This is a genomic window from Streptomyces sp. NPDC104367, from assembly GCF_055583825.1.
This window is the reverse complement of the sequence record NZ_JBVJND010000006.1, coordinates 39142-65830: the sequence shown is the minus strand read 5'-3', so window position 1 is coordinate 65830 and position 26689 is coordinate 39142. Positions and strand designations below refer to the sequence as shown.

The 26689-nt window shown below is 72.8% G+C and carries 21 protein-coding genes; 5 read left to right on the top strand and 16 right to left on the bottom strand.

The window, feature by feature from the left end:
- Positions 1-137: 137 nt before the first annotated feature.
- The 12 genes from ACZ619_RS10905 to ACZ619_RS10850 form a co-directional block, all read right to left on the bottom strand.
- Complete coding sequence (locus ACZ619_RS10905) at positions 138-1112, bottom strand: DNA polymerase Y family protein (RefSeq protein WP_469596892.1); 975 nt, start codon at positions 1110-1112, stop codon at positions 138-140.
- On the bottom strand, positions 1109-4630 hold the full coding sequence (locus tag ACZ619_RS10900; RefSeq protein ID WP_469596890.1) for a DNA polymerase III subunit alpha: 3522 nt from the start codon (positions 4628-4630) through the stop codon (positions 1109-1111). The genes ACZ619_RS10905 and ACZ619_RS10900 overlap by 4 nt, the downstream gene beginning before the upstream one ends.
- Before the next feature lie 303 nt (positions 4631-4933).
- Positions 4934-6013: a S1 family peptidase gene (locus tag ACZ619_RS10895; RefSeq protein WP_469596887.1), complete on the bottom strand. Its 1080-nt coding sequence runs from the start codon at positions 6011-6013 to the stop codon at positions 4934-4936.
- A gap of 225 nt (positions 6014-6238) precedes the next feature.
- Positions 6239-7066: a slipin family protein gene (locus ACZ619_RS10890; RefSeq protein ID WP_469596885.1), complete on the bottom strand. Its 828-nt coding sequence runs from the start codon at positions 7064-7066 to the stop codon at positions 6239-6241.
- A gap of 116 nt (positions 7067-7182) precedes the next feature.
- Positions 7183-8085, bottom strand: coding sequence for a S1 family peptidase (locus tag ACZ619_RS10885; protein ID WP_469596883.1), 903 nt, complete (start codon positions 8083-8085; stop codon positions 7183-7185).
- Positions 8086-8571: 486 nt separating this feature from the next.
- The gene (locus ACZ619_RS10880; RefSeq protein ID WP_469596881.1) at positions 8572-9375 is read right to left on the bottom strand and encodes an LLM class flavin-dependent oxidoreductase; all 804 of its coding nucleotides are present in this window, start codon (positions 9373-9375) and stop codon (positions 8572-8574) included.
- Between the two features lie 67 nt (positions 9376-9442).
- On the bottom strand, positions 9443-11203 hold the full coding sequence (locus tag ACZ619_RS10875) for an FAD/NAD(P)-binding protein (protein WP_469596879.1): 1761 nt from the start codon (positions 11201-11203) through the stop codon (positions 9443-9445).
- Between the two features lie 573 nt (positions 11204-11776).
- Entirely contained in the window at positions 11777-12373 is a 597-nt protein-coding gene (locus tag ACZ619_RS10870; RefSeq protein ID WP_469596876.1) for a GTP-binding protein, read from the bottom strand.
- A complete protein-coding gene (locus ACZ619_RS10865; RefSeq protein WP_469596873.1) occupies positions 12357-12734 on the bottom strand; it encodes a DUF742 domain-containing protein in 378 nt (125 codons plus the stop codon). Before ACZ619_RS10865 ends, ACZ619_RS10870 begins: the two co-directional genes overlap by 17 nt.
- Positions 12731-13159: a roadblock/LC7 domain-containing protein gene (locus ACZ619_RS10860; RefSeq protein ID WP_469596871.1), complete on the bottom strand. Its 429-nt coding sequence runs from the start codon at positions 13157-13159 to the stop codon at positions 12731-12733. The genes ACZ619_RS10865 and ACZ619_RS10860 overlap by 4 nt, the downstream gene beginning before the upstream one ends.
- A gap of 24 nt (positions 13160-13183) precedes the next feature.
- Entirely contained in the window at positions 13184-15442 is a 2259-nt protein-coding gene (locus ACZ619_RS10855; protein WP_469596869.1) for a sensor histidine kinase, read from the bottom strand.
- Between the two features lie 249 nt (positions 15443-15691).
- Positions 15692-16798 (bottom strand): DUF5685 family protein, encoded by a 1107-nt coding sequence (locus tag ACZ619_RS10850; RefSeq protein WP_469596866.1) that lies wholly within the window; start codon positions 16796-16798, stop codon positions 15692-15694.
- Positions 16799-17052: 254 nt separating this feature from the next.
- On the opposite strand from ACZ619_RS10850, the gene ACZ619_RS10845 reads away from it, so the two are divergent.
- The gene (locus ACZ619_RS10845) at positions 17053-17493 is read left to right on the top strand and encodes a cell division protein SepF (protein WP_469596863.1); all 441 of its coding nucleotides are present in this window, start codon (positions 17053-17055) and stop codon (positions 17491-17493) included.
- 37 nt (positions 17494-17530) lie between these two features.
- Here the strand turns inward: ACZ619_RS10845 and ACZ619_RS10840 are convergent, their stop codons facing one another.
- Complete coding sequence (locus tag ACZ619_RS10840; protein ID WP_469596861.1) at positions 17531-18724, bottom strand: acyl-CoA dehydrogenase family protein; 1194 nt, start codon at positions 18722-18724, stop codon at positions 17531-17533.
- 220 nt (positions 18725-18944) lie between these two features.
- Positions 18945-20552, bottom strand: coding sequence for an MFS transporter (locus tag ACZ619_RS10835; protein ID WP_469596859.1), 1608 nt, complete (start codon positions 20550-20552; stop codon positions 18945-18947).
- Between the two features lie 261 nt (positions 20553-20813).
- Between ACZ619_RS10835 and ACZ619_RS10830 the strand changes: the two genes are divergently transcribed.
- Entirely contained in the window at positions 20814-22130 is a 1317-nt protein-coding gene (locus tag ACZ619_RS10830; protein ID WP_469596858.1) for a hypothetical protein, read from the top strand.
- Positions 22131-22368: 238 nt separating this feature from the next.
- The gene (locus ACZ619_RS10825) at positions 22369-23400 is read left to right on the top strand and encodes a phosphatase PAP2 family protein (RefSeq protein ID WP_469596856.1); all 1032 of its coding nucleotides are present in this window, start codon (positions 22369-22371) and stop codon (positions 23398-23400) included.
- Between the two features lie 98 nt (positions 23401-23498).
- Here the strand turns inward: ACZ619_RS10825 and ACZ619_RS10820 are convergent, their stop codons facing one another.
- Positions 23499-23714, bottom strand: coding sequence for an I78 family peptidase inhibitor (locus ACZ619_RS10820; RefSeq protein WP_469596854.1), 216 nt, complete (start codon positions 23712-23714; stop codon positions 23499-23501).
- A 427-nt stretch (positions 23715-24141) separates the two neighbouring features.
- Positions 24142-24816 (bottom strand): transglycosylase family protein, encoded by a 675-nt coding sequence (locus tag ACZ619_RS10815; RefSeq protein ID WP_469596851.1) that lies wholly within the window; start codon positions 24814-24816, stop codon positions 24142-24144.
- Between the two features lie 541 nt (positions 24817-25357).
- On the opposite strand from ACZ619_RS10815, the gene ACZ619_RS10810 reads away from it, so the two are divergent.
- Both ACZ619_RS10810 and ACZ619_RS10805 read left to right on the top strand, forming a co-directional pair.
- Positions 25358-26140 (top strand): hypothetical protein, encoded by a 783-nt coding sequence (locus ACZ619_RS10810; RefSeq protein WP_469596849.1) that lies wholly within the window; start codon positions 25358-25360, stop codon positions 26138-26140.
- A gap of 161 nt (positions 26141-26301) precedes the next feature.
- The gene (locus tag ACZ619_RS10805; RefSeq protein WP_469596847.1) at positions 26302-26679 is read left to right on the top strand and encodes a hypothetical protein; all 378 of its coding nucleotides are present in this window, start codon (positions 26302-26304) and stop codon (positions 26677-26679) included.
- The last annotated feature ends 10 nt before the right edge of the window (positions 26680-26689 follow it).

The following is a 26689-nucleotide window of genomic DNA, read 5'->3' as shown; positions in this document are numbered from 1 at the left end:
ACCTGATCGGACGGTAGGGAACGGCCCGCGCCGAACGGTCCCCCGACACGCGCTTGCCACCCTCCCCCATCAGTTCGAGGGGCCGCGTACAGGCGCATACGCGTATACGACGGGGAGTCACGTATACGAAAGAGGTGTCACGCGGCCAGCGTGCCCGGCATCACCGCGCGGGGGCCGAACTTCGCACGCGCGCGGTCCGCCACCTCCTCGATCCGGCGGACCTTGTCCTCGGCGGGGTCGAAGGTGAGCTGGTACGCGGCCTGTTCGGCGGGCGTGAGCCCTTCGGCGCGCAGTACGAACGCGCGGACCCGGGCGCGTTGCAGCCCCAGCGCGTCGTACATGCCGTACGCCGTCCTGGCCAGCGCGGACGAGTGCGCGGTCGGCTCCCTGAGGGTGCGGCTGCGGGTCGTGGACGAGCGGTCGGCGTAGCGGACGGTGAGGGTCAGGGTGCCGCAGACCTTCTCCAGGGCGCGCAGCCGGGCGCCCAGTTCCTCGGCGGCGGAGAGCAGCGCGCGGCGGTGCCGGTCCGGGTCCAGCTCGTCCCGCTCGAAGGGCCGTTCCGTGGCGAGGGAGCGGGAGACCGCGTTCGGCACGACCCGGCCGCGGTCGACGCCGTTCGCCTTCTCGCGCAGCTCGCGGCCCGCCCTGGCGCCGATCAGCCGCTGGAGCGTGGCGAGCGGTGCGGCGGCGACCAGACCGAGGGTGTCCAGGCCGTACTCGCACAGGACGCGGGCGGTCGCCGTACCGACGCCGGGCAGCGCGGTCACCGGCCGGTCCGCGAGGAAGGCCGCGCCGCCCTCCGGGCCGGCCGGGACCTCGCAGGTCACCCCGGGCCGGGCCGCCGCCAGCGCCATCCGGGCCAGCATCGGGCCGGGCCCGGCGCCGATCACGCAGTCGACGCCGTGCAGGGCGAGGGCGCGGACCCGGATCACCGACGCCAGCTCGACCGCGCCGCGCCCGAAGTAGCGCTCGGCGGCCCGCAGATCGGCCAGCACCCCGTCCGGCGGCAGGGCCTCGACCACCGGGGTGAACTCCTCGACGAGGCCGAGCAGCGCGGGGAACGCGGCCTCGCGCATCGGCGGCAGCTGGAAACGTACGCAGAGGATGGTCATCCCGCACTCCCCGGACTCTGGTGCCACAACTTCCTTTTCACGGAGGGCCCTTGCGAGACCTCCCCACCCGCGGGGCGCAGATCGGCCCACGGGTGCAGTTCGTAGCCGGTCGACAGCCGGATACGGCGACCGTGCGTCGGATCCCCGTGCGCAGGATCCCCGCCCGGCGCCTCCTCCGACGTCCCTTCCGGCGTCTCCTCCGGTGCCCCGTCCCGCGGCCCCGCCGGTGTCCCCGCCGGCCTCCGCGCCGGCTCCGCCAGCCGTGCCGCGACCTCGTCCAGGCCGCCCTCGGCGCGCAGTTCGACGAGTTCGGCGAGGTTCCAGGCGGCCGAGCCGACCACGCTGAGGCTGCGCGGGCCGCGCCGCTGCACCACCCCGCGCACCAGCAGCAGCCAGGAGTGGAAGACGGTGTGGGCGCAGGCGTCGTGCGAGTCGTCGAAGAAGGCCAGGTCGACCAGGCCGGTGCCGTCGTCCAGGGTGGTGAAGACGACCCGCTTGCCGGAGCGGATCGGCGGGGTCTGGGTGGCCGCCTTGGCCCCGGCCACCAGCACCGTCTCCCCGTGCCGGGTCTCGCGCAGCCGCCGCGCCGACACCACGCCCAGCTCCTTGAGGAACACCTGGTGGTCGTCCATCAGGTTGCGGGAGGCGTCCATCGACAGCACGCCGAGCTCGGCGCTCAGCCTCTCCGCGGAGGACAGGTCGGGGAGTCCGGCCGGCGCCGTCTTCCGGCCGCCCGCCAGGGGAAGTTGGCCGCCGCCCGCGCCCCGGGCACCCCGGTGCAGCTCGGCCAGGTGCAGTTGCAGATCACGGCGGTTGGCGCCGAACGCGTCCAACGCGCCGACCTGCGCGAGGCGTCCGGCCAATGGGCGGCTCGGCCGGGCCCGCTCCCAGAAGTCGAGCAGCGAGGCGTACGGCTGCCCGTCCGCGATCCGCGCCGCCTCGGCCTCGCTGATGCCGTGCACGTCGGAGAGGGCCAGCCGCAGCCCCCAGACCCCTGAATCAGACACCAGTTCGATCCGATGGGCGACCGCCGACCGGTTCACGTCCAGCGGCAGGATCGGCACCCCGCGCCGCCGCGCGTCCGCCAGCAGCAGCCGCTTCGGATACATCCCGGGGTCGTGGGTGAGCAGCCCGGCGTAGAAGGCGGCCGGGTGGTGCGCCTTCAGCCACGCCGACTGGTAGGTGGGCACGGCGAACGCCACCGCGTGCGCCTTGCAGAAGCCGTACGAACCGAAGGCCTCGACGATCTCCCAGGTCCGCCCGATGGTTTCCGCGTCATAGCCGCGGGCCGCCGCGTGCTGCGCGAACCACACCCTGATCCGCCCCTGCGACTCCGGGTCGGACAGCCCGCGCCGCACCCGGTCCGCCTCGCCCCGTCCGCAGCCGGTCATGACGGCGACGATGTCGATGACCTGCTCGTGGAAGACGACGACCCCGTACGTCCCCTTCAGCGGTTCCGCCAGGTCGGGATGGGGGTACCTGACGGGCGCGCGCCCGTGCCGCGCCTCGATGAACGGCCGCACCATGTCGGCGGCGACCGGCCCCGGCCGGAACAGCGAGATGTCGACGACGAGGTCGTGGAAGGTGGCCGGCTGCAACCGCCCCACCAGGTCCCGCTGGCCCGGCGACTCGATCTGGAAGCAGCCCAGCGTCTCGGCGGACCGGATGAGCCGGTACGTCGACGGATCGCCCGGCGGTACGGAGTCCAGGTCGACCCTGGTGCCCGTGGCCCGCTCCACCTCGGCGACCGCGTGCGCCATCGCCGACTGCATCCGCACCCCGAGCACGTCCAGCTTGAGCAGCCCGAGGTCCTCCACGTCCTCCTTGTCGAACTGCGACATGGGCAGCCCTTCGCCGCTGGTCGGCACGACCGGCGTACGGGAGAGCAGGGAGGCGTCGGAGAGCAGCACCCCGCACGGGTGCATGGCGGTGCCGCGCGGGAGGGCGTCCAGTTGCTCGACCAGTTCCCAGAGCCGGCCGTACCTCTTCCCTTCGCGCCGGGACTCCCCCGCCAGTTCGCGGAGTTCGGGCAGTTCCGCCAGGGCCGCGCGGGCGTCCCGGGCCCGGATGTGCGGGAAGGACTTGGCGATGCGGTCGATGTCGGCCGGGTCCATGGACAGGGCCGCGCCCACGTCGCGGACGGCGTGCCGGACCCGGTAGGTCTCCGGCATGGAGACGGTCGCGACCCGTTCCTCGCCGAACCGGCCGATGATCGCCCGGTAGACCTCCAGGCGGCGCGCGGACTCCACGTCGATGTCGATGTCGGGCAGCACGACCCGCTCCTTGGACAGGAAGCGCTCCATCAGCAGCCCGTGCTCGACGGGGTCGGCGTTCGCGATGCCGAGGAGGTGGTTGACCAGCGAGCCCGCGCCGGAGCCGCGCGCCGCCACCCGGATACCCATCTCCCTGACGTCGTCCACCACCTGAGCGACCGTCAGGAAGTAGGAGGCGAAGCCGTGGTGGGCGATGATGTCCAGCTCGCGGTGCATCCGCTCCCAGTACGCGCGCTTCCCGGCGTGGCCGCGCAGCACCATCCCGGCCGCCGCCCGCGAGGCCAGCGCCCGCTGGGCGGTGCGGCGGCCGGCGCCGACGAGGTGCGGTTCGGGGAAGTGGACGGTGCCGATGCCGAGGTCGTCCTCGGGGTCGACCAGGCACTCGGCGGCCGTCGCCCGGGTCCGCTCCAGCAGCCGGTGGGCGGTGTCGCGCCGGTAGCCCGCGGCCTCCACGATCCGCTCGGCCGCCCGGAGCATGGCGGCCGCGTCCTTGAGCCAGGCCTCCCCCGAGTCGAGTTCCTTCGCGGGGTCGATCGGGACCAGGCGGCGGGCCGCGTCCAGCACGTCGGCGACCGGGCCCTGGCCGGGGTCGGCGTACCGGACGGCGTTGCTGAGCACCGGGCGGACCCGCTGTTCGGCGGCGAAGCCGACGGTGCGGGCGGCGAGCCGCAGGGAGCCGGACCCCGTACCCGTGCGGCCGTGCCAGACGGCTTCCAGACGCAGGGCGTCGCCGTAGACCTCGCGCCAGGGGGCGAGGAGTCTCGCGGCGCGGTCGGGGCGGCCCGCGGCCAGGGCGCGGCCGACGTCGGAGGCGGGGCCGAGCAGCACGGTCAGGCCGTCGCCGTGGTTGTCGGGCCAGGACAGCAGCGGCGGGCCCGCCGCCCGGTGGGCGGCGGTGACCAGCCGGCACAGGTCGGCCCAGCCCCGGGCGCCGTCGCGGGCGAGGTAGGTGACCCGGGGTGTCGACTCGTCGACGAAGGCGCCGCCGCGGACCGGGACACGGCGCTTCTCGCGTCGCGCCGCCTCCACCGGGGCCGCCGCGAGGTTCACCCCGAAGAGGGGGCGGACCCCGGCACCGGCGGCGGCCTTGGCGAAGCGGACGGTGCCGGCCAGGGTGTCGCGGTCCGTGAGGGCGAGGGCGTCCATGCCCCGCTCAAAGGCGCGCTCGGCGAGCCGCTCCGGGTGCGAGGCGCCGTAGCGCAGGGAGTAGCCGGAGACGGTGTGCAGATGCGTGAAGCCCGGCATCCGCACCTCCCGCACTCATGAGCCCCGCGGGGCTGCCCGAACAGAGTTATCGAACATCAGTTCCCAACTTCCTCACCCCCACCATACCTCCATTTTCGAACATGCGTACGACAACCACCGGAGCACCTCCCACCTGCGCAAACACCCGAAGCCCAGGCCTCGGGGCACGGATCGCGAGGGGCGGCGAGGGCGACGGGGATGACGAGGGACGACGGGGATGACGAGGGACGGCGGGGACGGCGAGAGACGGCGGGGGCGGCGGGGCACGCCCGCGCCGGAAGGCGGCGGGGGCGCCTCGGGGTGTCAGCCGATCCGGGTGCCCGTGGCCGACAGCGCCTCCGTCACCGGCTGGAAGAACGTCTCGCCGCCGGAGGCGCAGTCGCCGCTGCCGCCGGAGGTGAGGCCGATCGCCTCGCCGCCCGAGAAGAGCGAGCCGCCGCTGTCGCCCGGCTCGGCGCACACGTCGGTCTGGATGAGCCCGCTCACCGTGCCCTCGGAGTAGTTCACGGTGGCGTCGAGACCGGTGACCGTGCCGTCGTGGACGTGGGTGGTGGAGCCGCTGCGGGTGACCTTCATGCCCACGGTGGCCTCGGCCGCGCCCGTGATCTCCCGGGTGGAGCCGTCGTAGAGGTCGACCTCGCTCGGGCGGGGGACGCCGGAGCTGTACCTGACGAGCCCGAAGTCGTCGCCCGGGAAACTGGACCGGGCGTTGCGGCCGATCACCGCACCGGAGGAGTCCGACCAGGTGGAGATGGCAGCGGTGCAGTGGCCGGCGGTCAGGAAGTACGGCTCGCCGTCCTTGACCACGTTGAAGCCGAGCGAACAGCGCCCGCCCGAGCCGCCGATGGCGTCGCCGCCCGCGATGAAGGTCTTGAACTCTCCCTTCGAGTGCCGCAGTTCGGCCTTCCCGCCGAGCCCGTCGACGACCTTGGCGAGTCTGGCGAGCCCCGCCCCGGTGACGGTTCTGTCGGCGGTGACCACGATCTTGTCGCCGACCGGGTCGGTCGACCACGAGGTGCCGGGGACGGCGGCGTCCCGCTTCAGCGTGGTGCGCGCGCCGTCGAGTTGGGCGAGGGAGTTGGCGACGAGTCTCGCCCTGGCCCCGGCCGCCTCGACGGCCCTGGCGGAGGCGTCGTCGACCACGTTGACGACGAGGTTCCCCGACCGGGTGTCGTAGTACGCGCCCGCCGCGTCGGCGCCGAGGCCGGCGACGAGCGTCGAGGCGAGCTTTCCGGCCGCCGGGGCGGACAGGGTCCGGGGTGCGGCGGCCCCGGCGGGCTCGCTCGCGTTCGCACTCTGGAAGGTCACTCCGGCGACGACGAGCGCGACGGCGCCCGCCCCCGCGAGCACCGCCCGGCGCCGGGGTATGCGTCGGTGCTTCAACTCTTGTCCTCCTGTGGGGGCCCGCGGGACTGTGGGGATCTCGGGAGCCGGAAGGCCGGTTGACGGGCGCCCACTATTCCGAGACGCGCAGGGAGCACACAAGGTCGACTTCGGGACGCGCGTACGCGGCTGCCGCGCGCCCCCTGCGCCGGGCCGTTCGCGGCGCCCTCGGAGGATTCGCACCGCAAACACCACGTGCGAGTGGCGGGAGGCGGACGGTGGCGACTACCCCTGGCCGGAGTCGGTCCCTGCCGACCCGCCGGCCCCATCGGTCCCTGCCGTCGGGGGCAGTTGCTGCTGGGCCCGCTCCAGGAACCTGAGGAGCTCCACCGGGAACGGCAGCACCAGGGTCGAGTTCTTCTCCGCGGCGACCGCCACCACCGTCTGCAACAGCCGCAGTTGCAGCGCGGCGGGCTGCTCCGACATCTCCTTGGCGGCCTCCGCGAGCTTCTTGGAGGCCTGGAGTTCGGCGTCGGCGTTGATGACCCGGGCCCGGCGCTCCCGGTCGGCCTCGGCCTGCCGGGCCATGGAGCGCTTCATGGTCTCGGGCAGCGAGACGTCCTTGATGTCGACGCGGTCGATGGTGACGCCCCACTCCACGGCCGGACTGTCGATCATCAGCTCCAGCCCCTGGTTGAGCTTCTCGCGGTTCGAAAGCAGGTCGTCCAGCTCGCTCTTGCCGATGATGGACCGCAGCGAGGTCTGCGCCATCTGCGAGACCGCGAACCGGTAGTCCTCGACCCGGACCACCGCCTCGGCGGGCGCGGTCACCCTGAAGTAGACGACGGCGTCGACCCGCACGGTCACGTTGTCCCGGGTGATGCCCTCCTGCGCGGGCACGGGCATCGTGACGATCTGCATGTTGACCTTCTGCAGCCGGTCCACGAACGGCACGACCATGGTGAACCCCGGTCCGCGCACCGCCGGTCGCAGCCGGCCGAGGCGGAACACCACACCTCGCTCGTACTGTCTGACGACCCGTGCCGCGGCCAGCGCGTAGACCGCCCCGACGGACACGAGAGCGGCTCCGGCCGCCACCAGCGCCTCGACCATGCCGACCCCCAAGGGGTGACTTCGGATGTCCTTCGACGGTAACCCCGCGTCCGTACAAGGGCGAGCCCCCGTACGCGAGTTGCGTACGGGGGCCCGCCCGAGTGCGGCCGGGGTCCCTAGTAGACGCTGACGCCGTAGGCGCTCAGGGCCTCCACGACCGGCTGGAAGAAGGTCGTGCCACCGGAGGTGCAGTCGCCGCTGCCGCCGGAGGTCAGACCGTAGGCGACACCGCCGGAGGAGTACAGCGGACCGCCGGAGTCACCGCTCTCGGCGCAGACCGTGGTCTGGATCAGGCCGTAGACGATCTCCCCGCTGCCGTAGTTGACGGTGGCGTTGAGCGCGGTGACGGTGCCGCTGTGGATGCCGGTGGTCGAGCCGTCACGGTAGACCGTGGCGCCGACACTGGGTGTGCCGGAGCTGGTGATGTCCGTGTTGCCCGCGGTGCCGGACTTGGTGATCGAGCTGTTGGTGTACTTGACCAGCGCGTAGTCGTTGGTCGGGAAGCTGTAGCCGACGTTCGTGCCCAGCGTGGTCGTGTGGCCCGAGTTGGAGTACCAGGTCGAGGCCACCTCGCCGCAGTGGCCCGCGGTGAGGAAGTAGTAGGTGCTGCCGCTGACCACGTTGAAGCCGAGCGAGCAGCGGTAGGAGCCGCCGTAGATGGCGTCGCCGCCGGCGATCAGCTTGTTGAACGTGCCGGAGGTGTGCTTGATGGTGAGCGCCTCGGCGTCGGCGCCCGCCTGCCGCTTGATCTTGGCGATCTCGGCCTTGGAGACCGTCGAGTCGACGGTGACCACGACGCGGTTGGTCTTGCTGTCGACGGCCCAGGCGGTGCCGGGGATGTCCGCCTTCAGAACGGAGCTGTTCACAGCCTTCAACTGGGTCGCGCTGAAGGTGTGCGCGTTGCTCGCGCTCGCGGTGGGGACGGCGAACGCTGCCGCGGCCAGGAAGCCGGTGCCCACGGCGATCAGCCGGGTCCGTCTCGTGATACCGCTGCGGGGGGTCGTGCGCTTGATCCTCACTTGTCGTTCCCTCCCAGGGGAAGTCGGGGGCCCGCGTGGGGTCGGGGCCCGTGAGGCGCAGCCAGGGGGTGGCGCCCGGATTCCGGACACGCAATGCCCCTGACAAGCGCTGTGGGGGAGTATTCGGGCGAACGACAGGTAGCCGCAAGGGCGCCTTTCGGCCGTGCGACTGTGTGTGAACTGTGGCGAGTTTGTGCGATCCTGGCGCGGTCGGGCCCCTCGGGCCGGCCGGCGCTCCCCCGCCCCGGCCGCGTGGTCCGGCCTGTTCCCGGGCGGCGGGAAGGGGCAGTTGAAGCGGTCCGCGAAAGCGTACGGCGGCAGTCGCCCGCAACCGCCCGTCGGCCTACGCCCCAGGCGCCCCCGCGCCGTCGGGCACCCGGCCCCCGGGGGTGGCCGGAAGCCGTCCTTCCGGTCGGTCCCCGAACCGTGGCCGCCCAGCCGCGTCGCACTTCTCCTCGGGTCTGACCCGGGTGCTCGGTGGGTGTTTCACGGCGCCGCGAACTGGCCTGCGGGCCGGGCCAGACCCAGGTGTTCGCGCAGGGTGCCGCCCGGGTAGAAGGTGCGGAACAGGCCGCGGTGCTGGAGCAGTGCCACGGTCCCGTTGACCAGTCGCTCCAGATCACGGCGCGGCTCGGCGGGGACGAGGTGGAAGCCGTCGGCGGCCCCCTCGCCGTGCCAGCCGGCGATCAGCTCCGCCAGATCCACCGGACCGCCCCGGTACAGCGGCCCCCGCAGCGTCTGCCGGGGCCCGCCGCCGCCGTGCCCCGGCTCGGCCGCGCGCTCCCCGTCCCCGAGGTCCACCACCAGACTGACCAGCACCCGCAACGCGTCCGGCTCCCGCCCGAACGCCACGGCCTCCGCCAGCAGTTCGTCCCGTACGACGGCGGCCTGCGCGGAGCTCGCGGCCCGCACCAGAGCGACGTCGGCGTACCGGGCGGCGGTCCGCCGGGCGGGCCCCTCGGTGGCGTCGGCCACCCGGACCGCCGGCCCCGGCGAGGGCTCCGGCGCGTCGCTCCACCAGCCGCACCGGTCGGGGGCGACGCCCGGGTGCGGGTGCACCGAGGTCATCGCGGGCACCAGACCGATCCGCCGGGTGTCCCCGGCGACCCGCGCCAGCACGGCGAGCGCGTCGGGCCCCGCCTCCCCGAACCGGCCGTCGAGCGTCACGAAGTCCAGTCCGCCGCTCTCGGCCAGCCGCACCAGTTCGACATACGCCTCCGCGTCGGACACCCCGACCTGATCCACGGCAGCGGCCAGATGCAGCAGCCCCCGGCCGTACGAGCCGGTCATCACACGAACCTCCCCTTGTAGGACACGCACTTCGCCCGGACCGCCGCGGCGCGGCCGGCCCGGCGGGCTACGCGGCGGCCCGGCCCGCCAGGTCGCGCAGGAAGGCCAGCACCGTCCGCGCCGTGGCGTCGTTCTGCCGGAACGCCGGCCCTCCGGTGCGCGGCCGGGTGAACGCGCCGGGCGTACGGCCGTCCGTGAACGGCCCGAGCGCGAACCGCCGGGGATGGGGCCGCCCGGCCGGGTCGAGGATCCGCCCGTCGGCGGGATCCACCCGGAGCAGCCCGTCGGGCGTCTCGGCGGCCCCGTCGGCGTGCAGTTCACGCAGCAGCGGGTCCAGGGCGCGCCCGAGGGTCGGTTCGGGCAGCCGCGCCTCGACCAGCGCCCGTGCCCGGACGGAGAACCCCGGCACGGTGTCGGCCGACGCCCGGAAGACCCCGTCCTCGGCCGCCACGTTCATCCCGGCGCCGACGAACCTCAGCACGCCCGCCCGGGACAGCGCGAGCATCTGCCGCAGCCGGGGTCCGGGCGGGCCGGAGGCCAGGTAGCTGAAGAACCCGTGCCACCAGGACCCGATGCCGCCCAGCCGCACCAACTGCCCGTACACGGAGAGCAGTCCGAGGAACACCGCGAGGTCGGGGCTGTGGTCCTGGTCGTGACGGCGGGTCAGGTCCGCCTCCACGTAGGCGCGCAGCCCGTCCTGGAACTCCTCGTGCGATCCGTACCGCACCCCCTCCAGCGGACGGTCCAGCGCCGTGAGGTCGAGCCGGTCGGCGGGGTCCGGTACGGCGGCCGCCACCAGCGCCGCCACCTCGGCGTCGCCCTCGGCCGCCGCGTACTTCTCCTCGAAGTCCGGCCAGGCGGCCGTCGTCCGCTCGGGATGGACGGTGAACAGCCGGTGGTAGTGCGCGAATCCCAGCTCCTTCGCCACCAGCGGCCATATGTCACACCGGAAGTCGAACCCGTCCGGCCGGGCGAGGAGTTCGTCGACCTCGGCGGGCCCGAAGAAGCGCGGCAGCGGCGGCCGGTCGCCGGTCCAGTCGTACCCGATCTTCGAGTGGTACGGCACTCCGCGCCGCGATCCGACGTACAGCACCGGCTCCCGTCCCGAGGGCACGTACGCGTCGCCGTCGTACCGTCCGCCGCGGCCCTCGGTGAGGAGGACCATCAGGTCGACGAAGGCGAGTCCGAAGCCCCGGACGAGCACCGGTTCGCCGGGCCGCAGTGCGGACAGGTCGCTGTCGGCGGTGAAGTCGGGCGGCAGGTGGACCAGGCCGTGCTCGTCGGCATGGGCCGCCAACTCGGCTTGTTCCGGATCGAGTTCGGCGTCCAGGTGACCGAGGGCGAGCACGACGAGGTCGGCGAGGAGCGGGCGCGGCCGGCCCTCCAGCCAGACCTGCTGGCGCCCCTCGCGCGGCCCGTCGACCCGCAGGGCGCGGCGCGGGTGGTGGTGGACGGCGACGCCGTCCGGCAGGCCGGCGACGGCGGTGTCGTAGACATGGCGCAGGTAGCGGCCCTGGATCTGCCGGTCGGCGAAGGTACGGCCGTCCAGGCCCGCCCACTCGTGCAGGGTGGGGCCCTCCCGGACCGGGCCCGTCATGTTCACGGTCTCGTCCGTGAACATGGTGACGTCCTCGGCGTGCGAGTTCATCCACAGCAGCGGCGACTGGGCGGCTCTCCATATCCGCCCGGCGCCCGGCGGATGCGGGTCGACCAGATGGATGTCGAGGCCCGAACCGGCGTACAGCTCGGGCGCGTTGGCGGTGATCCGTTCCAGGAGACCGGTCCCCCGCGGCCCGGCCCCCACGATCACCAGACTGGGCCGTCTCATCGGGCGGCCCCCGTCGTACCGGCGCCGGGGGTGGCGGGTGCTGCGGCAGGGAAGTCGGAAGACATGTGAAGGCTCCGTGACGGAAGAGTCGGGCACGGTGGACGCGCACGCGGTACCGCGTGCGGAGTGCCTTCACACGGAGCACCGAAGCGGCGCTCCTACGGCCGAGCCCCTCAGCAGGGCCGTCCGTCGACTCTACGGCGCCTTTTCCCCTCACTGTCAAGGCTGTCCAGAGTGTGAGCGATGCGTCTCACCTCGGTTGACGGAAAACCGGAGACCTGTTCCACTTGGCCCATGCATCCGCAGCAGTGGCTGGTCACCCGCTCCCACATCGACTTCGGTCGCGTGTGGTCCTGTTCCTGTTGAGCTGACCCACTGCGCGCCCCGCCGACGGCGGGGGCTCTTCGCGTTCTTCCTCGCGCTCCACCCTTCGCCTTCACACGCGCACCCCTCCCCTCGCGCCCCGCACCCGAGAACAGACGCCGGATTCACGCGCCCCGAGGGGCGCGGGGAACTGCGCGAGCAACCGCACACGCCCCGGCACTCGCCGCACGACCCGCGCCCCCACGGCACCTAGCGCACGGCCATCGCCCGCTTCCTCGGCCCGGACCTCACCCCGATCACCCGGTCCATCAGCGCGCCCAGCACGTCCCGCACCGACCCGCGCTCGCGTGCGTCGCACTCCAGCACCGGAACGTCGGTCCCGAGCCCCAACGCCTCCCGTACCTCCTCCAGTTCGAACCGCTCGGCGCCGTCGAAGCGGTTCACGGCGAGGACGAAGGGCGCACCGTGCGCCTCGAAGTAGTCGACCGCGGGGAAGCACTCCTCGATCCGGCGGGTGTCCGCGAGGACCACCGTGCCGAGCGCGCCCTCCACCAGGTCGTCCCACAGGAACGAGAAGCGGTCCTGTCCGGGCGTCCCGAACAGGTACAGCGCGATGGACGGATCCAGCGTGATCCGCCCGAAGTCGAGGGCCACGGTGGTCGTCGTCTTGGACTCGACCCCGGCGAGCGAGTCCACGCCCACCGACACCTGGGTGATCGCGGCCTCCGTGTCCAGCGGTTCGATCTCCGAGATCGCTCCGATGAACGTCGTCTTGCCGACCCCGAGCCCTCCGCTCACCACGATCTTCACGGCGAGCGGCACGATCTTGTCAGAGCGCCCGGACATGGTCCCTGATCCTTTCGAGCGTCTGGAGCGGAAGCTCCGCGGGTTGCCGGCAGGCGAGCTGTCCGGCGACGACGAGATCGGAGATCAGCACCTTGGCGACTCCGAGGGGGACGCCGACCCGGTGCGCCACCTCGGCGACCGTCGTCGGCTGTGCGCACACCGCCACGATGTGCCGCCGTTCGAACGCGAGCGAATCGTCCGGCGTGCCGACGGCCACGACCAGGGTCTCCAGCCGCAGATCCGCCTGGAGCGGCTCGGCCCGCCCGCCGGTGATGATGAACGGCCGCACGAAGGACGTGTCGTCGGCGGAGTCGGCGGGTCCGGCGGGGCCGGCGGGGCCGTTGGGCTCCTGCGCACTCATCGTGGCAACGCCTGCCGCAGATCGGCGATGAGCGCCGGCGTCAGCAGGTCCCCGGCCCGTTCGGCGAGCACCGCCATCTCGTAGCCGACGAGGCCGAGTTCGCCGCTGGAGTCGGCGAGGACGCCGAGGCAGCTGCCGTCCCGGATCGCGGAGACCAGCAGGAAGCCGCGCCCCATCTCGATCATGATGAGCTTGACCCCGTCGAAGCCGTACCGCTTGGACGCGCTGCGGGCGAGCGACGACAGGCCGGACACGATCGCCGCGAGATGGTCGGCCTCGGTGCGCCCGAGCCCGTCCGACACGGCGATGAGCAGTCCGTCCGAGGAGACGGCCACGGCGTCCCGTACCCCGTCGGTGGACTTGACGAAGTTCGCGAGCAGCCAGTTGAAGGTCCGCGAGTCGCTGGGGGTCTCGACCGTGGTCACTTGGCGTCACCCTTTCCCTTCACGTCACCCTCGTGGTCCGCCTTCTTCTCCCGCTTCTCCTTCTCCACGCTGATCCCGCCCCGCATGTGCGCGCTGCGCAGCGTGGACAGCATCCCGGAGATCTCCTCGGGGCTGCGCTGGGGCGTGGGCTCCTCGGGCGCGGGCCGGCCGGGCCGGCCGGTCTCGCTGACGGCCTCCGCGATCGCGCTGCGCTGGGGGCGCTTGACGAGCCCGTTGCGGGTGCGGGCGGCCGAGGTCCCCTTCTTCTGCGGTTGCCCGGACCGGGCCGGCCCGGCGGTGACGGCGGCGAGCTGAGCCGTGTCGGGCTCCTTGCGCGGTGCCGGTACGGCGGCCGGCCCGGCGGCGGTCGCGGTGGCCCTGGTGGCCGCGGCGGCCTGCTGGGGGGGTCGCCGTCGGCTCCGTGAGCAGGCTGACGGGGATCAGCACCCGGGCCACCACACCGGCGGCCGGCGCCTCGCCCAGCCGCACCTCGATCCCGCACTTGCGGGCGAGCGCGCCGACCACGAAGTGGCCGAGGAACCGGGTGGGTTCGGCCATGAAGCTGGCGGTGCCGGAGAGCCGTACGTTGGCCTCGGCGATCGCCTGGGCGTCCATGCCGAGGCCGTGGTCGACGATGGCGACCAGGTAGCCGGCGCTGGTGCGGCAGCCCTCGATCTCCACGTCCGAGTCAGGCGGCGAGAAGCTGAGCGCGTTCTCGATCAGCTCGGCGAGGAGGTGGGCGATCTCGACGACGACCGAGCCGCTGAGGTGGACGGGCTCGACCCGGCGCAGGGTCACCCGGCGGTACTCCTCGACCTCGGCGAGCGAGGCGCGCAGGACGTCCGTGATGGTCAGCGGGGTGGACCAGGGGCGGGGGCTGGACTCCCCGGCGAGGACGAGGAGGCTCTCGGCGTTGCGGCGCATACGGGTGGCGAGGTGGTCCAGTTCGAAGAGGTTGGCGAGGGTCGCGGGGTCGGCGTCCTCGTGCTCCAGCCTGTTGATGAAGCCGATCTGGCGGCGCACCAGGTTCTGGTTGCGGCGGCCGAGGCTGACCAGCGAGTCGGTGGCGTTGCGGCGCAGCACGGCCTGCTCGGTGGCGAGGTCGAAGGCGGCGCGCTGCACCCGGTCGAAGGCCTCGGCGACCTCCTTGACCTCGGCGCCCGCCCGGCCGGGGACGGCGAGCGGGGCGGGCGGGGCGGGGCTGCGGCCCGCGGTGCCGTCCTGGACGGCGGCGACGGCCTCGGGCAGCCGTGTCCCGGCCGTCTCCCTGGCCTGCCGGGCCAGTTCGGCGAGCGGCGCGGAGACGGACCGTACACAGTCCAGGGCGAGCGCGCCGAGCGCGGCGACGGTGCCGAGGGCGAGCAGCAGGAAGAGGAGCAGGTCGCGCCGGGCGGTGTCCTCCAGGGCCGCGGCGCGGTTCTCGACGTCGGCGCCGAGCGAGACCTGCACGTCGCGCAGCCCGTTGATGGTGGCGGTCATCGCGTCCCACCACCGCATGGGCGGGATGTCGCTCCACTTGAGCCGGCCGCTGCCCTTGACCGCGGTGTCCTCGTACGCCAGCGCGCGTTCCGCGTCCGAGGTGGTCAGGGCCGCGTCCAGGCGGCGCTGCTGGGTGTCGGTGGCCGAGCGGGGGAAGGCGTCCAGGGCGGCGAGGCGGCCGGCCCTGATCTCCATGAAGCGGCTGTAGTCGTCGCCCTGGAACTTCCCGGCGCGCACCGAGCCGAGCACGATGGCCCGCTCCTCACCGGTGAACTCCTTGGCGTTGCCGAGGACCTGGAGCGCCTGGTAGGCGTCGCGCAGGGTGCCGTCGTGGACGTCGCTCAGGCCGAGGTCGAGCCGGTCCAGGACGGTGATGGTGGTGGTGAAGTAGTCGAAGGTGTCCTTCACCACTCCGGTGCGGTCGTCGGCGTGCTTGCGGATCCCGGCGAGCCCGTCGAGCCGCCCGAGGGACTCGCGCACCGAGTCGGCGGCCGGGTCGCCGCGCCCCTGGAGGGCCTTGTCCAGCAGGTCCCTGGCGGTGTCGGTGGCCTTGCGCTGTGCGGGCAGCTTGCCGCCGAACTCCGCGACGCCGCCGACGTATCCGGTGGTGAGGCCGCGTTCCTTCTGGAGTTCGTGGATGAGGCCCTGGAGGGTGATCTCCAGGCGGGCGTTGTCCGCGGTGGCGGAGGCGTTGCTGTAGGCCGAGACCTGCTCGACCGCCGCGACGCCCAGCAGCGTCAGCAGGACGGCGAGGGCGAGGACCAGGATCCTCAGGAGCCTAGTTCGAATGGTGGCTGCTTGCACGGAAGTGCCTTAATCAGGAGGCGGTTCGGTGGATGCGCAGAACCGAGGCAGAAATGGTTCTGCGCCCCGGCCAACGAACCTCACGGGGCAGCGGTCACCCGATCATGTTTTTGTTTTACGTCCCGGAAACACGATCCGGGAGAACCCCGAGGTGAACCTCCTCACCACCGTCACCCCGTATACGGGCACCACCCGCCCCGTGTTGACGCGACCGCAGGCCCGCCGGTCGTCGGTACGACGGCCGCCGGTTCAGCAGCCGTCGCACGGACAGCAGCAGTCGCAGCCGTCGCACCCGTCGCAGCCGTCGCACGGGCAGTCGCAGTCGCAGTCGCAGTTCTGGCAGCAGCCCTCGCGCCGCTTCCGCGACCAGGGGCCCTCGTACTCCTGCGCACAGCACATCCGGCAGCCGCAGCACAGCAGCGCGAACATCCCGCACCCCGCCAACAAACCCCGTTTCTCCGGCGGGGCCTGCGGTCCCGGCAGATGGGCCGAGCAGGCCGGCGAGGTCCCGAACGCGCGGTCCACCGAGCGCCCCAGTTCGTGCACGAGCAGCAGATGGGCCAGCCCGCCGTCGGTGAACTCCGTGTCCCGCAGGGCCAGCCGGATGCCGTGCAGCGCGTCGTCGGCGAGCCGGCGGGCCTCGGCCGTGGCGGTCCCGGTGGCGTCGAGCGGGTTCCAGGCGCCCGCCGCGGCGTCGGCCGCCCTGTCCTCCACGGCGTCCAGGAGATGCGCGAGCCGGCCGAAGAGCCGCCCCGCCTCGGCGAGCGGTACGGCGTTGTCCGGCCGTCCGGCCAGCACTGCGGTGTGCGCGAAGGCGGCCGCGGTGGCGGTCTCGGTCGGTTCGGTGACCGTCAGCAGGGGCGTCCCCGGCCCGGCGATGGCCTCGATGCCGAACTGCCGGTCGACGGCGTCCACGAGGATCCCGGTGTCGAACCCGACCGCCGCGCCGCCGCGGGCGCCCGCCCGCCCCCAGCCGGTGGCGACCCGGCGGGCGGCCGTCGCGACCGGCCCGCGCGCCAGCAGGCCGTCCCCGTCGGCGACATGGTCACGCACCTTGGCGGCGGCGAGCACCAGGGAGACGGCGGCGGCGAGCCGTGCGCCCTCGCCCTGCGCGACGGACGCGGTCCGCATCCCGCGCAGGGGGCACGGCCCCGCAGTGCGCCGCCCCGCCCCGGGCCGCCGCGCCTGAGCCTCCGTCAGAACCGATATGAGAAGCCCGTCATAGTTCGTCACGATCCGCGCGAGCTGACCGTGGTCGCCGCGCAGCGCGAGGCAGAGCCCGCACAAGTGCGCCATCCACTGGTCCTTGAACCGCTCACCGAGCCGATGAGCACAAGGTCTGACCATCCCGAACACGCCCGAAATCCCCCCAACTCATTCACCCGGACGCACTGCCCGTCACCCATACGCCCGGAACAATCATATTTCACTCTCAGTCAGCAGCCGTGTGAGCTAAGGCCCTTGGCACGACTGGGCTCTCGACGTATTCGCTCTGCACCAGTACCGTCACAAACCCCCCGCGCGGCGTCTATCCACTTGGCGCGCCATCCGCATCATGGACGACCATAGGGATGCGGAAGCAAGAAAGACCGCTGTGAGAGGAGGCGTCCATGGGATCGGTACGCAAGGCGAGTGCCTGGCTTGGCCTCGTCGACGACAACGATGACGAGCGCTACTACGACGACGACTACTCCGAAGGGACCGAGCAGCCCGGGGATGCCTGGGTCACCGACCCTCGGGTCAAGGTGGCCTCGGACACCGCCGAGGAGAAGGGCCGCCGGATCGGCACGGTCACCCCGGACAGCTTCCGGGACGCCCGCGCGATCGGTGAGCTGTTCCGCGAGGGTGTGCCGGTCATCGTGAACCTCACGGCCATGGAGTCCGGCGACGCCAAGCGGGTCGTCGACTTCGCGGCCGGCCTGATCTTCGGCCTGCGCGGCTCCATCGAGCGCGTGTCCAACCGTGTCTTCCTGCTGACCCCCGCCAACACCGAGATCATCAACGGTGAACCGGCCCGGCGCCGGGAGGACGGGTTCTTCAACCAGAGCTGAGGCAGGGCCGCTCACCGGCCCTGCCCCGCGCAGGGTGTCACCGGAAGGCGTCGAGTCCGGTGAGCGCCTTGCCCAGCACGAGCTGGTGCATCTCGACGGTGCCCTCGTAGGTGAGCACCGACTCGAGGTTGGTCGCGTGCCGCATCACGGGATACTCCAGCGAGATCCCGTTCGCCCCCAGGATCGTCCGCGCCGTACGGCAGATCTCGATCGCCTCCCGTACGTTGTTGAGCTTGCCGAAGCTGACCTGCTCGGGACGCAGGCGGCCGGCGTCCATCCGCCGCCCCAGATGGTGGGCGAGCAGGATCCCCTTGTGCAGTTCGACCGCCATGTCGGCGAGTTTGGCCTGGGTGAGCTGGAAGCCGCCGATGGGCCGACCGAACTGCTCCCGCGACTTCGCGTAGTCGAGGGCGGTCTCGAAGCAGCTGCGCGCGGCGCCCATGGCGCCCCACACGATCCCGTACCGGGCGTGCGACAGACAGCTGAGCGGCCCCTTGAGCCCGGTGACCTCCGGCAGCACGGCGTCGGCGGGCAGCCGTACGTCGTCCATCACCAGCTCGCTGGTGACGCTCGCGCGCAGCGACCACTTGTGCTTGATCTCCGGCGCGGAGAACCCGGGGGTGTCGGTGGGGACGACGAAGCCGCGGATGCCGTTGTCGGTCTGCGCCCACACGACGGCGACGCCCGCGACCGAGCCGTTGGTGATCCACATCTTGCGTCCGCCGAGCACCCAGTCGCCGCCGGCGTCGCGCTTGGCGTACGTCCGCATGGCGGCCGGGTCGGAGCCGTGGTCGGGCTCGGTGAGCCCGAAGCACCCGATGACGTCACCGGCGGCCATGGCGGGCAGCCAGCGCTGCTTCTGCTCCTCGCTCCCGAACCGGTGGACGGCGTACATCGCGAGCGAGCCCTGCACCGACACGAGCGAGCGGATGCCCGAGTCGGCGGCCTCCAGCTCCAGACAGGCCAGGCCGTACTGCACGGCGGAGGCACCGGCGCAGCCGTACCCGCTGAGCGACATCCCGAGCGCGCCGATCGAGCCGAGCTCCCTGGCGAGTTCCCGGACACCCGGCAGCTCGCCGCTCTCGTACCACTCGGCGACATACGGCAGCACCCGGTCCGCCGCCCACCTGCGCACGGTCTCCCGCACGGCGAGGTCCTCCGGCTCCAGCAGCTCGTCGATCCCGAGCGGATCACCGGCATCGAACGGAGGCAACTTCCCGGACACGGACATGGCACCCTCCCTGTAACTACCACCGCTAGTTACCCCAGGCTAAGCGCACTCCCCCACATCCGGCCCCACGCCCGCCCCCCACCCCTCAACCACCCCGAACGAACGGCGCGCGCGTGGGAGAAGGTCCTGACCCGCACCCGCCGACGGCGAAGCACCCCCACCTGTCGGCCCGCTTCCGAGAATCCGGAACGGGCGGTGCGTGGGTGGGTGAGGAGGGCGGTCAGGCCGAGACGCGGGAGCGGGTCGGTTCCCTGGGGGCCGGAACCTCCAGCGGCACCCCCTCGCACTGCATGACCCGCGGCAACCGCAGCGCCATCACCGCCCCCAGCAACAGCAGCCCCGCACTCACCAGCAGCGTGACATGCAGACCGTGCACGAAGGAGTCCCGCGCCGCACGGCGCAGCGCCGCCCCCGCCGCCCCGCCCAGCCGCCCGGCGACCTCGTACGCCTCGCCCAGCGAATGCGCCGCCGCGGCCGACGACGACTCCGGCACCCCCGCCACCCCGTCCAGCCCGGGCGCGTACGCCGCGTTCATCACACTGCCGAGCAGCGCGATCCCGATCCCGGCGCCCAGCTGGTACGACGTCTCGCCGATCGCCGCCGCCCCTCCGGCCTGCGCCGCCGGCGCCTCGCTCAGCATCGACTCGTACGCGCCGAAGAGCGTGGTCTCCAGGCCGAAGCCCAGCAGCAGGAACCCGAACAGCAGCAGCCCCGCGTTGTCGACCCCGCCCATCCCCGTCAGCGTCAGCACCGCCGCCGCGGTGAGGCAGAACCCGAAGCACACCATCCGGCGCGGCCCGAAGCGCCGGAGCATCCGCGCCCCGGCCAGCCCCGCCGCCATCGCGGCCAGCGTCAGCGGCAGCAGTCGCAGCCCCGTCTCCAGCGGGGACAGGCCGAGGACCAGTTGCAGGTACTGCGCGGCGATCAGTTCGAGCCCCACCAGCGCGAGCATCGCCAGCACGATGCAGCACACCGCCGTACTGAACGCGGGCCGCGCGAACATCCTCAGGTCGACCAGCGGGAACGCCCGCCGCCGCTGCCGCCGCCCGAAGAGCATCAGCAGCAGCGCGCCGAGCACCAGCGGCGCGACCGTGAGCACGCTGCCCGCGGGTTCGCCGCCGCCCAGCCGCTTCACGGCGAAGATCACGCCGAACAGCCCGGCCGCCGCCATCAGCGCGCCGACGACGTCCCAGGGGCCGTCGCGGTCGCCGCGCGACTCGGGCAGGAGCAGCCGGCCGACCGGGAGGCTGACGAGCATCAGCGGGATGTTGACCAGGAAGACCGAGCCCCACCAGAAGTGTTCGAGGAGGAAGCCGCCGAGGAGCGGGCCGACGGCCGCGCCGACCGCGGCCACCGCGCTCCAGATGCCGATGGCAAGCGCCCGCTCCCGGCGGTCGGGGAAGACCTGGCGGAGGATCGACAGCGTCGCCGGCATGATCATCGCGCCGCCGACGCCGAGCAGCGCCCGGGCCAGGATCAGCGCCTCGGCGCTCGGCGCGAGGGCCGCAGCCGCGGAGGCGACGCCGAACAGGGTGTAGCCGAGGAGCAGCACACGCCGCCGGCCCACGCGGTCGCCCAGCGTGCCGAAGAGGATCAGCAGCGAGGCGCAGACCAGCGGATAGACGTCGACGATCCAGAGCAGCTGCATGGCACCGGGCTTGAGGTCCTCGGTGACGGCGGGTACCGCGACGTGCAGCACGGTCGCGTCGAGGGCGACCAGCAGCAGGCTGACACAGAGGACGACGAGGACGACCCAGCGGTTGGCACCGGCACCGGCCCCGGGCGTCCGACGGTGCTTGTGTACGGCAGCCGTGGTCGTCCCGGACATCTACGTACCTCCCAGATGATCCCTCGCGTGCGGCGGATCGGCGGGGTGGGGACTCCCCGTCGTACGGCCGGAGAGGAGCGGGGTCTCCGGCCTGCGCATACGAACGCGAGTGACTCGTCAGCGTACGCGAGTTCGTTCCACGGACACGTGGCGGACCTCTCACACTTGCTGCGGAACCCGTGTGGCGTACACCACTGCCACCTGTATCCGCTGACGTCGCGGCGCACACTCCGGTTCCGCGGCCGGTCGATAATCGAGCCCGTGACCGATCTTGAGACGCCCGCGGCGGCGCCGTGCGCCCCGGGCCCGCGCCGGGCGGCGCCGGCCCTGCTCGGGTACGCCGCCGTGCGCGCCCTGGGCCTGGTTGTGCTGACCGGGTGGAGCGCGGCGCGCGGCAAGAGCGCGTACACCTTGTTGACGGCGCGCTGGGACTCGCTGTGGTACGCGCGGGTCGCCTCGCTGGGCTACGGCTACCGGGTGCGGCTGCCCAACGGCGACGTCCACTCCGATCTGGCGTTCTTCCCGCTGCTGCCCTGGCTGGAGCGCCTGCTGCACGCGCTCACGCCCCTGTCGTACGCCGGCGCGGGCCTGGCGGTCGGTCTGTGCTCCTCGCTCGGCGCGGCCTGGGGGATCTTCGCGGTCGCCGACTTCGTCTACGGCCGGCGGGCGGGGGTCTGCGGGGTGCTGCTGTGGGCCGTGCTGCCGGTCGGGGTCGTGCAGTCGATGGCGTACAGCGAGTCGCTGTTCACGGCGCTGGCCGCGTGGGGGCTGTACGCGGTGCTGACCGGGCGCTGGGTGACCGCGGGTCTGCTGGCCGCGCTGGCGGGGCTGACCCGGCCGGTGGGGCTGGCCGTGGTGGCCGCGGTGTGGACGGCGGGGGCGGTCTCGTTCGTGCGGGATCGGAGCGGGGGCGCGCGGGACCGTAGCGCGTACGACCCACCCGGCGCGCACGAGGGCGGACACGCCCCCGAGGGGGCCGGCGCCGCCCGCGCCGGGCTCGTTCCACGGGCAACCGGCGCGCCGGATCCAGCTCGCGCCCCCCGCACCACCGGCGCACCCCACCACGCCGAGGGCGCGTCCGTCCGGCGTCGCGCCCTCGGCATGCTCCTCGCCCCCCTCGGTACCGCCGCCTATGTGCTGTGGGTCGGCCATCACACCGGCCGGGGCCCGCTCGGCTATCTGGACGTCCAGGCCGGCTGGCGCAACGGCTTCGACGGCGGCTACGCGTTCGCACGCTTCGTGGCCGACAAGTTCACGTCATTTCCGTCCGCCGCGGCCGGTGCGGGTCTGGTCGTGGGGGTCGGCCTGCTGCTGTGGCTCTACGTGACCGGCGTCCGGCAGCGCCAGCCGCTTCCGCTGCTGGTCTACACGGGGGTCGTCCTCGCGCTCGCGCTCTGCGCGTCGAGCTACTTCGGCTCCAAGCCGCGCCTGCTGATGCCGGCCTTCCCGGTGCTGCTGCCGCTCGCCCGGGCCCTCGCGCGGCTGCCCACCCGACGATCGGTGCTGGTCACGGCGGATGTGGCGGTGCTCTCGGCGGCGTATGGCGCGTTCTGGCTGAACGGCTCCGGGCCTCCTTGATCATTTCGGTCGGACCGATGAGCAGCCGGATAATTCCACCCCATGCTTTGGTTAACGAATTCATAAGCGGCATAAAACGGCGACCCGGCATGATCAAAGGAATTGAAGGACAGACCCGCCGAGGATTACGGAATCCTTAGAATTCGGAGGCCTCCTGAGAGGTTTCCCACATCACATCGTCATCACAAAGCCGCAGTTTCGACCGGGAACAGAGCTCACTCGCTGTAACGTCCATTGGGTGCGTACCGAACGAAACCTCACCCGTCTGGACCGGGTGTTCGCCAGGCTGGACCGTGAGCCGGAACGACCGGCCCACATTGATGTGCCGAGGATGAGCCGGCACCGGGTCGTGTTGTTCACCGCGACCCTCGCCTTCTACCTGGCGATCGTGTGGGCCGTCGTGATCACGTCGTGGCTGGTCCGGCTCGACTGGCAGGTCATGTTCTTCCGGCCGTACCAGCAGTGGTCGGAGATCCACTGGTTCGTCGACTACTACGTGGTCCTCGGCCAGCGCGGCCCGACCGCGGTGATGGTCGCGGCCTGGCTGGGCTGGCGCTCCTGGCGGCAGCACACCCTGCGCCCGCTGCTCACGCTCGGTGCCTCCCTGCTGCTGCTCAACATCACGGTCGGTGCCGCCAAGCTCGGCATGGGACGTCTCGGACCGCACTACGCGACCATGATCGGCTCGAACGAGATGGGCCTGGGCGGCGATATATTTCCCAGTGGCCACACCGCCAACGCGGTGGTCACCTGGGGAATTCTGGCGTATCTGGCCTCCACCCCGAGAGCCCGCCGCTGGCTGTCCGCGGCCTCGGCGGTCACCTCGCTCGGGGTCGGCATGTCCACCGTCTACCTCGGTACGCACTGGCTGAGCGACGTGTTGCTGGGGTGGGCCGCCGGACTGCTGATCCTGCTGGCGCTGCCGTGGTGCGAGCCGTTCATCGCCCGCGCCGAGTCCGCGCTGTTCGACCTGCGCGACCGCTGGCGCAGCCGCCGCGGCGGCCTGGCGCCCGCGCCCGTCCCGGTCACTCCGGTGGTCCTCAAGCCGCGCACCGCGCCCGCGGAGGAGTCGCCGGCCCCGGAGCCGGAGCGCGAACCGGTCGCCTCGGTCCGCGCGCAGAGAGCCCCGATCCACCTCGCGCCGGGCCCGCACACGGCCCGCTCGGAGCGCACCCCGGTGACCCCGGTGGGCAGCCGCCGCCCGCCGCACTCCGACCGCCTGCCGCGCGGCACCGCCGCCCCGGCCGCCCGGCCCCTGTCCGGCGGCTGACGGCACGGCACGGCGGCGGGAGCGGTACGCACAGTCGCCCGCACGTCACGAAGGCCCCGGTCCCGCGGTGCGGGACCGGGGCCTTCGCCGTCGTACGGTCAGCCCTTCCAGGCGCGGGTCACGACGCCGTCCCGGACCTCGAAGTTGAGCCGCCCCGCCCGGTACTCCATGGTGATGATCGCGCCCGGCGGCAGCGAGCGCACCGTCGACCACCCCCGCTCCCTGGCGAGCCGCTCCGCGCCGCTCGCGTCGCGGCCTACGTACCCTTCCGGGCTGTCCTGGGGCTCCGCCGGCGGAGTGGGAATCGGTGCCATGCGGCCACGCTATCCCGAGTTCCGGCCCCGGTCACACTTCTGTCACAGAATCACGACACGCGTTTCGGTCGGACCGGGTCACACGTACGAGCGGTTCCGTACGCCTTCCTGACGCATTCGAACGCAATTCCCCGGTGCCGGTCGGGTCTTCCGAAAAGCCCGCCGGAAAGCGGTGGAAGCGGGGTTCGGTGCGGCCGCGGCACCCCATTCCCCCGCGAATCCGCAGGCCTTCACGGAACCTGACACCGCATAAGAATTTCACCGCTTCGGCACAGAACCCCCCTGCGCCGCCCGCCCTCCGCGCGTGAATCGGCGTCACGTCGGGACCCGCGCCCTCCGGTGTGCCACATGTACATGCCGTGGAAACGCGTCCCGCCCCGCCCGGTCGGACCGGGCGGGGCGGGGTGCCGCGTGGCAGGGGTTCGCGTCAGAGCGCGAGGCGCTGTCCGGGCACGATCAGGTTCGGGTCGGCGCCGATGACGGCCCTGTTGGCGGCGTACACGCGCTGCCAGGTGGTGCCGTGGCGTTCGGCGATCGCGCTCAGGGTGTCGCCCGCGCGGACGGTGTAGTCACCCTTGGCGGAGGTGTGGCCGGTGCCGGCCGTCGAGCGCCGCGGGGCCTTCGCCGCGGGGGTCGACTTCGTGGTGGTCGTCGGCCTGGTCGCCGACTCCGTGGTGCTCCTGGTGGTCGCGGAGGCGCTCTCGGGCGCCGAACCGGACGCCCCGGCCCGCGCGGAGCAGACCGGCCACGCGCCCCAGCCCTGGGCGTTCTGGACCCTGGTGGCGACGGCGATCTGCGCTTCCCTGGAGGCCTGGTCGGCGGTCGCCGCGTAGGCGGTGCCGCCGTACGCGCGCCAGGTGGAGGCGGAGAACTGGAGTCCGCCGTAGTAGCCGTTGCCGGTGTTGATGTGCCAGTTGCCGCCGCTCTCGCACTGGGCGATGCGGTCCCACACCCCGTTGTCCGCCGCCACGGCGTTGCCGGTGGCCGCCAGCAGGCCCAGCGGGGCGAGCAGCGCCGCTCCGGCCAGGGCGGCCGTCGTACGGCCCTTGCGGGAGCCGTTGCGCGCGGCGGTCTCACGGGTGGTATCGGCACACTCGGACATGTATTTCCCTCTCCACGTACCCGGGCTCCCCCGGGCGAGGCAGGGTCCCCGCGCGATGGACGCGGTTCCCCGTGCTCGCCCCGTCCGCCGCGGCCGGTGTGGCGGTGGTGCTCTGCCTGTGCCGGCCGGCGGACGTACCCGAGCGGTGCTCGCTGCACACGGCGGAGGAATCTAGGGACCGGGAACGCCCGGAATCAACCAACTCGCCTTCCGGCCAGGCCAGTTCGGCGTTACCGACGGTAGCAGTCATTTTCGGCCACCCACTTCATTCCCTGATTTCGCGATTTGTCGACCACGGGTTCGACGGATCTGTGATTCACTTCACCGCGTCAAAATCCTTTGACTTGCAAAGAGTTGACGTTGAGTGCCGGATTCCGCACATCGGGTCACCCTGCGCAGCGGATGGTTCGATCCCGACCGCCCCGATGCGTGACCCCCACCACAGATCGCCCGTTGTCTTCTTCATGAGCCCGCAACCCCGAGGGGCTCACGGACCGGGAGCCACCCGGGCCTTCACGCACCGCACCCCGAGGGAGCCACCGTGCCGCGCATGCTCGACGTCAGCAACGAGGTACGCGCCGAGATCGGCGACGAAGAAGCCGACCGGCTGCTCGCCGGAGACAACGCCCCCGGCAGCTACGACTGCACCTCCTGCCGCACCCCGGGCGACTCCGAACAGGAACGGACCAGCACCGTCCTGTTCATCGGCGACGAGACCGCAGTCCTCGCCTTCGCCCACGCCACCTGCCTGCCCTCGCAGGTCGTCCAGGTCACCGAGGAGCAGTTGCAGGGCGCGGTCCGCTCGATCAGCGGCGACAGCGCGCCGGGCGGCCCGCAGAAGTCCGTGCCCGAGCAGGCGGTGCTCGGCGTGACCAGCGGACTCGTGCTGATCGCCGGGGAGTTGCACCCCGCGCTGGTGGTCGAGCCGACCTCGCCGATCGTGCGGCCCGGCACGGACGGGATCGGCGACGACTTCCTGCCGCTCCTCATCGAGCAGGGCTTCATGCCGGTCACCCAGCTCGCCGCGGTGCCGCCGGTGCTGCACGGCTGGTCGGTGCTGCTGGCGGTGGGCCAGCTGCACGCGGTGCTCCAGCCGAGCGCCAACGGGGGCCAGCCGGTGGCCTGGTGGCAGGCGCACCAGCCGCTCCAGGTGACCGACGGCTGGCGGGCGGCCGCCAACAAGCACCAGCAGGTGCTGATGTTCGCGGCCCCGGTGGGGTCGATCGGGCGGCAGCCGCGGGAGGACCTGCTGCGGGACGCGCTCGACAAGGCCGCGGCGAACGGCAAGCTGGTGGCGGCGGCGCTGCCCCTCGCGGGGGTCTGAGGAGCACCTGCCGGGGCGGGCCCGCGGCGCCGGCGAGTGCCGTACGGAGGGGCGGCCCGTCGCGCCCGCGCGGCCACGGCCGCGCCTCCGGTACCGCGCACCGCCCCCAACGGGGCGGTGCCCGGCCGCATCCCTTCACCGACCCGGTCGTTTGGACATACGTGCACGCATACGACCTTTCTCCGCACCGGCCGTCCTTCTCCGCGATTCCGCCCGCCCGGGCGGCTCAGGAAGCCCAGGGCGGGCCGTCGGCCACGCCCATCTACGACACGCTCTACGCGGAGTGGGTCAAGGCCTTCCGCACGCTGCCGGGTGACCGCAGCGGTGAGGAGGCGCTGGGGTTCACCGCGTTCGGGATCGCCCCGCACGGCACCGGCATCGGCCTGGGGTCGTACGGGGGCAGCTCATACAGCGCGTACAGCGCCGGGGCGTACAGCGCCCGCACCGGCGGCGGGCAGCCGCAGCCTCCGCAGTGGCAGCGGGTCGGGACGCTCCCCGTGCCGGCGGCGCTCCCGCCGGGCCCGCGCCGCAGTGTGTGACACATGTGTG